The organism is Tissierellales bacterium (assembly GCA_025210965.1).
Classification (GTDB): Bacteria; Bacillota; Clostridia; order Tissierellales; family JAOAQY01; genus JAOAQY01.
Genome location: JAOAQY010000168.1, coordinates 1 through 6,131 on the forward strand (window position 1 = coordinate 1; position 6,131 = coordinate 6,131).

Annotated in this window: 6 protein-coding genes and 1 pseudogene; 1 reads left to right on the forward strand and 6 read right to left on the reverse strand. The window is 35.6% G+C overall.

All coding sequences use genetic code 11. The annotated features are described in order from the left end of the window. The first annotated feature begins 49 nt into the window (after positions 1 to 49). Positions 50 to 442, forward strand: a pseudogene (locus N4A40_12000) (aminotransferase class III-fold pyridoxal phosphate-dependent enzyme). A 156-nt stretch (positions 443 to 598) separates the two neighbouring features. Here the strand turns inward: N4A40_12000 and N4A40_12005 are convergent. The 6 genes from N4A40_12005 to N4A40_12030 form a co-directional block, all read right to left on the reverse strand. Next, a complete protein-coding gene (locus N4A40_12005) occupies positions 599 to 2,344 on the reverse strand; it encodes a class I mannose-6-phosphate isomerase (protein MCT4662578.1) in 1,746 nt (581 codons plus the stop codon). A gap of 100 nt (positions 2,345 to 2,444) precedes the next feature. Then, positions 2,445 to 3,182: a GntR family transcriptional regulator gene (locus N4A40_12010; GenBank protein MCT4662579.1), complete on the reverse strand. Its 738-nt coding sequence runs from the start codon at positions 3,180 to 3,182 to the stop codon at positions 2,445 to 2,447. A gap of 31 nt (positions 3,183 to 3,213) precedes the next feature. After that, positions 3,214 to 3,774, reverse strand: a complete 561-nt coding sequence (locus N4A40_12015) for a glucose-6-phosphate isomerase (GenBank protein MCT4662580.1) — start codon at positions 3,772 to 3,774, stop codon at positions 3,214 to 3,216. 194 nt (positions 3,775 to 3,968) lie between these two features. Then, entirely contained in the window at positions 3,969 to 4,781 is an 813-nt protein-coding gene (locus tag N4A40_12020) for a PTS system mannose/fructose/sorbose family transporter subunit IID (GenBank protein MCT4662581.1), read from the reverse strand. Continuing rightward, the gene (locus tag N4A40_12025; GenBank protein ID MCT4662582.1) at positions 4,782 to 5,543 is read right to left on the reverse strand and encodes a PTS sugar transporter subunit IIC; all 762 of its coding nucleotides are present in this window, start codon (positions 5,541 to 5,543) and stop codon (positions 4,782 to 4,784) included. It abuts the gene before it with no gap. Positions 5,544 to 5,604: 61 nt separating this feature from the next. Further along, positions 5,605 to 6,093 (reverse strand): PTS sugar transporter subunit IIB, encoded by a 489-nt coding sequence (locus N4A40_12030; protein ID MCT4662583.1) that lies wholly within the window; start codon positions 6,091 to 6,093, stop codon positions 5,605 to 5,607. Positions 6,094 to 6,131: the final 38 nt, after the last annotated feature.

Consider the following 6,131-nt stretch of genomic DNA (forward strand, 5'->3'; position numbering starts at 1 on the left):
ATTCTATGGCGATTACAATGATGGCAAAGCATAATTACACAGTCATACCTATAGTGGAAACCCGTTAGCATGCAGAGCTGCTGTTGAAGTTTTGAACATACTAGAAGAAGAAAATCTAGTAGAAAAAGCTGCTTCAAACTCAGATTATTTCCACAATCTAATTTGCTCTGAACTTCAAAATCATCCAAATGTTGGCGATATAAGATATATCGGTTTAATAAATGCTATAGAACTAGTTTCTGATAAAAAAACAAAAACTCCACTAGATTCAAAGAAAAGAACCGGCTACAATATTTACAAAAGGGCACTAAAAAAAGGACTTCTATTAAGACCCCTTGAAGATATTCTATACTTCAACCCACCAATCATCATGACAAAGGATGAGATGATTAAAGCCATTTCCATTTGTAAAGAAGCTATAGAAGAAGAACTTGGTAGCTAAATCACATATCAAATAACATTTCAAACGTGTATATCTAAATCAAAAAATCGGTTAGATTTATTCACTTGAAATAAATCTAACCGATTTTTACTCACCGGATACCACTCTGCGTTTCAAATATTTATCACTATTCATCTCTAAATTTCCGCTTTACAGCTATCCTCTAACGCTTGCTTTTATAACTCCTATTTTTTCACAACTACTATTTTCACTAAGTCTTATAGTATACTCTCCTACAGATGCCGGTATTATAAATGTCTCAGCATAGTGAACTATAAATGGTTCAAAACTATTTGTAGGACTCTCGACTATAGCTTCAGCGCCCTCCACTAAATTTAGTACATTAACTCCACCTTCAGTGTTTAATTCAACCGATTCACTAATCCAATATCTTCTCGTTTCTATGAATTCTCTCTCATGAAGACCTGTACGTTCTTCTATATATCCTTTAGATTCATTCAATACTTCGACTTGATTAACTAGATTTTCTTCTATCCACTTCTTTCTTCTATCCCATTGTATTACATTCTCTCCATGATCTATGTGTATAGGTCTTGGCAATCCATCTAAACCCACTCTATCCCAATCCCAAAGTTTAAATGTAAATATATAAGGAGTAGCTGATATTTCAAGTACCATACTGTCTGATCCAGAACAATGAATAGTTCCAGCAGGTATCAAGAAATGATCATGTTTTTTGGCCGGAAATTGATTTATATACTTGTCATCTGGAAAAGAGATTTCTCCATCTTCAGCTCTTCTCAAATCCCTCATCATATCGTTTGGCTCTATATCTTCCTTCACCCCAAGATACACATTTGCATTTGGCTCTGCATCTAATATATAGTAGCTTTCATCCTGAGTGTAGTTCATTCCAAAATGTTCCTGAATATATTCTGTAAGTGGATGTACTTGAAGCGATAAATTTTGTCCACCCATGGTATCTAGAAAATCAAATCTTATTGGGAATTCCGCTCCAAATCTAGCATGAACTCTATCCCCAAGTAAATTTCTAGGTTGATATAGTACAGCGTTTATAGACGGCATCTCTATAGTTATATCACCGTACTTTAATAAAAGCGAATTTTCTTCTGGCACTCCATCAAAACTCCAAGCGTACTTTTCAACACTTCTATCTAAATCACAAACCTCCTTCATCCATTGTCCTCCCCAAACTCCTGGGTCAAAAAATGGCATAACTCTAAAAGGTCTTTGGGCTGTCTGTATAAGCCCCTCTCTAAATCCCTCTCCGGTTATCATTTTAGGATTGTTATCTTCATTCGTGTCCAATACATAATCCATTTTCTCATAAAATTTCTTTTTATGCCTATCTGCTAAACGCCATTCTATGAAAAAAGCTCGCTTGTATTTTCTCTTATTATCCTCATCACTATTTGATATGTTCCAATTTGACATACCGCGTCTATGCCTTTTTTGTATTTCCCATCTAGCTAAATCGGCATAAATATAGACATCTCCAGTAGTTATAAGTCCTGCTCCAACACCGTATATGAGTACAATACCTTCATCTACTAAATCTATACTTTCTCTCACTGTTTCTATCTTCTCTGTAAGAAATACATCTCCAAGGTGTCTTTTTGTCATATATCCAAATATACGATCTTCTTTTATTTCATCTTTCAAATACGCCGTCAATTCATCTCCAGAAAGGGCGCATTCATCTGCTTTAACCGATAAAACTGGTTTTAACTCGGCAAACCCCTTTAGAATTTCAGTTTCTGAAACTCCTGGATAAAAATCAACAACGACTACGGCTTTTTTTAAATCTGAAATTCCAAATTTAATCTCTTCTACAATCGATTCGTATCCCTTCCACGCCTGCTTATCATAACCCTTAACTTCAACAGCAGGAAACTTATCGTAATTGCCATATCCCTTCATAATTGATTCACTCCATTTCTGCTCTTAACTATAATCACTTGAGGTATTTCGATTTCAAAACCTCTTGAATTAATTAGAAAGCCGGGGCTATGCCCGGCCTCTACTCTCTATCTAGTTCCACATAGTATTGATATTGTTTTGCAACATAGTAACACGTCGTAAATTCTATAGCTCTCTCATTTTGATCATATCCAACCCTTGTTCTAGTCAAAATAGGATCGCCCTTTGATATTTCAAGGCGTTCTGCTAAAGTTTTCGTAGCAACTTCTGCTCCTATATACTCCTTTGCTTTTGTAATCTTTACCGGATTAGTCGATTCAATAACTTGATACATTGATCCAAAATAAACCTCATGGTCTAAAGGCAATTTCAAATCTCCAATCAAATAGGTTTCAAAAAAGACTATCGGTTGTCCATCAGCACAACGGATTCTAGTTATTAAATAAACTTCTTGTCCAACCTCTATATTTAGCTTTTTAGCAACCACTGCTGTTGATTTTACTCTTTCGATTTGGGCATAACTGGTAGAAGGTGTAATCCCCATCTCTTGCATTTCTTTAGTAAAACTTAGAACTCTGTTTAACTTTTCCTCTATTTTTTTCTTGATTACAACAGTTCCCTTTCCTCTTCGCCTAGTTAAGTAACCGTCTACAACCAATTCATTTATCGCTTGTCTAACAGTAATTCGACTCACATCAAACTCTTCTTGAAATTCAAGCTCTGTAGGAATAGTCTCTCCTGTTTTATATATTCCATTTGAAATGCGCTGAAATAAAATCTCCTTTATTTGTATATAAAGTGGCTGTGCTCCCTTTGAATTGTCCAAATTATTTTTCATCGTCATCAATCCTTCTTTTCTATTAGATAATTTATTTACTCGACGTGTTCTCTATGATTATAGGACCCTGAATCCCTTTTTTAACTCTACATGAGAAACCCTCTTCTGCTATAGTTTCATAATCATGACCCGCATCAGATGGCCAGCAAGCACCTACAGCTAAAACTTCTTCTCCTATATTTACAAGTCTATGAGCTACATGCCCTCTAATGTAGTGAACAGAACCTTTTGAAACTTCTTCAGCAAAGCATGTTCCATTCTCATCCATCAAAAGCAAAATTCCATTTCCTGAAATTCCCCAATAATATTCAGCGCTTTGGCGTTTAGAATGAAAATGTCCCTTTGTCATAAAATACTCTCCATTTACATTTCCTGGAAAAACATAGCTTGTCCCAAAAAACAAACCGCCTTCTACACCTTCTTTTTCTTTAGCATGCATCTCAACTCTATAAGCAATTTCTTCAAATCTATTATCTTCAATTTCAGATTCAAATATACCGGCAATATCTCCGAGTTTTCTCTCGGATTTTATTACGCTCTCTCCGCTTAAATGACCTGCTTCGTCAACTCTTAATTTCGCTTTTTCTATCATAGAGCACCTCTATCATTCTTTAAAATACTCACAATTTGGTTGCAAGTCTAATTAAAACCATATTCTGTAAAATTCTAATTTGAATCCCTATCATTTGTCAAGTCTTTAAAACTTCTGTATAATGTTAGGGAAGGATTGCTAATACAATTCTTCACTTCTTAAACTCTGTAAGGGGCCTATCCTTGCAGAGTTTTTTAGAATACACCTAAAACACTCCCAACAACTGCAACTCCCAACAATAACATCATCAATTTCGTAGGTGATACATTCTTTTTACTCATCAAGAACCACGAAATTATAACAACTGAAAGTGGCAATAATTTAGGAAAAATTCCATCAATCATATCTTGAATAACTAAATTTACATTTCCATTTTGATAATTTAATATAGTAGATAAGTTTACATAACTAGCAGCAACACCGCCCATAACTGTAATTCCAAGTATTGAAAATGCTTCTTTTATCTTCGTTGCCTTTTCTCCTACTAGTAGCTCTACTGATTCAGCTCCCAATTGATATCCTTTGTGAAATAAGAAATAGCTGCCACCAAGTATAATCGCATTGTAGGCAATTATATAGAATAGAGGTCCTAATACACTTCCTCCTGCAGCAAGGCCCATACCAATACTTAGTAAAAGTGGTACAAGCATTCCCGGAATCATAGAGTCTCCAATACCTGCAAGTGGACCCATAAGACCTACTTTCATAGCATTTATAGTCTCTCCATCTACTTCCTCGCCATTAGCTTTTTTCTCTTCAAGCCCAACTGCGATTCCATTTACTATAGCTCCTAATTGAGGTTCAGTGTTATAAAATGCAGAGTGTCTCTTAAGAGCTTCTCTTTGCTTATCTGGATCGTTTGCATACAATTTTTTTATCGCAGGTACCATTGACCAGCAGAATCCAAATGATTCCAAAAATTCAAAACTCATAGATGTCAAATTGTGCATCATCCACGATCTCCAGCATTTGTTTAAATCTTTTTTAGTTAATTTTACTTCTGACATTTAAAACACCTCCTCTTGTGATGGTGTGTACTTAAAGTGAATTAAAGCAAGTAACGCACCTATGATAGCCAATGCAATCATATTTACCTTCAAAAATACAATAAATACGAATCCAACTAGGAAAAATACAAAATCAGTTCCACCCTTTACAATCTGCTTGAGTAATATTGCAATACCAACAGCTGGCAGTATTCCACCTAATACATTCATTATATGAATAACCAACTCTGGAGTCGCATCTATCCAACCTTGAACGTATTGTGCGCCAAAATAAACAGCTATAACCGTTGGGATAAATCTCATCAAGAAATTTGTAATTTGAGGATAAATAACTTGGTTCTTGTATATCCCTTTAATATCTCCCTTTTCAACTGCTGATACACATCTGTGATTCCAAAATGAATTTAAAACCATCATGGCATTGAATATAATAGTTCCTAAAATACCAATAGTAGCCGCTATAGTAACAGCAACTTCTGGATCTGCCTTTGATAGTATTCCTAGCGCAATTGCTGGATACGCAACAAAATTCAAATCAGCTGGCATAACTCCTCCAGGTGTTACCATGGCAATATAAACCGCCTGTACAGCTACACCTATCATTATCCCCGATGTCACATCTCCTAATATAAGTCCTACAATTAAACCTGAAACCAATGGTCTCGTAAGTGTGTACCATCCACCAGTCAAACCAAAGACCCACGGACAGCTTAGTGATCCTAAATAGCAAAAAATACCTATCAGGATAGCTTGAATTAACATAAAGTCCCCTCCTTTAATTTAAGTGCAATGCACTCTTCTTTAGACCTCCCTTTGGAAGATTCTAGAATTTATCGCGAACACTCTCCCAAGTGTAGGCTTTCTTTTCCGGAACCAATTGAAACTCAATTTCATATCCAGCTTCAACTAAAACATCAAACGCCTTAGCTTCTTCTGGTGTAACACAAGCATTAGAACCAACTGTAATCGCTCCATCTCTAGAGCTCATAGGTCCTACATTTATTTTTTTTACACCCAATTCAAATCCACCTTGTACTAATTTAGCAAGAGTAATAGGTGTCTTTGCTATTATAAAGTAATTTTTTTTACTCCCTTGAGCCTGTGGTAATTTTTGAAGTCCTTCAGCGACTGAAAGCACAACAGCTTTTACTCCCACAGGAGCCGCATTCTTATAAACCATTGACAATACCTTATCTTTAGCAATATCATCATCTACCGCTATTATTCCATCGCATGGACGTATCTTAGACCAAACTACCACAATTTGACCATGTATCACTCTATCATCTATTCTCACAAAACTTACTGACATCTAAAATCCCCCTTAAAATTCATCCTCTTCATCTTCTA

Coding starts and splice junctions, on each gene's coding strand:
- N4A40_12005 (MCT4662578.1), bottom strand. CDS start 2,344: ATGAAGGGATATGGCAATTACGATAAGTTTCCTGCTGTTGAAGTTAAG.
- N4A40_12010 (MCT4662579.1), bottom strand. CDS start 3,182: ATGAAAAATAATTTGGACAATTCAAAGGGAGCACAGCCACTTTATATA.
- N4A40_12015 (MCT4662580.1), bottom strand. CDS start 3,774: ATGATAGAAAAAGCGAAATTAAGAGTTGACGAAGCAGGTCATTTAAGC.
- N4A40_12020 (MCT4662581.1), bottom strand. CDS start 4,781: ATGTCAGAAGTAAAATTAACTAAAAAAGATTTAAACAAATGCTGGAGA.
- N4A40_12025 (MCT4662582.1), bottom strand. CDS start 5,543: ATGTTAATTCAAGCTATCCTGATAGGTATTTTTTGCTATTTAGGATCA.
- N4A40_12030 (MCT4662583.1), bottom strand. CDS start 6,093: ATGTCAGTAAGTTTTGTGAGAATAGATGATAGAGTGATACATGGTCAA.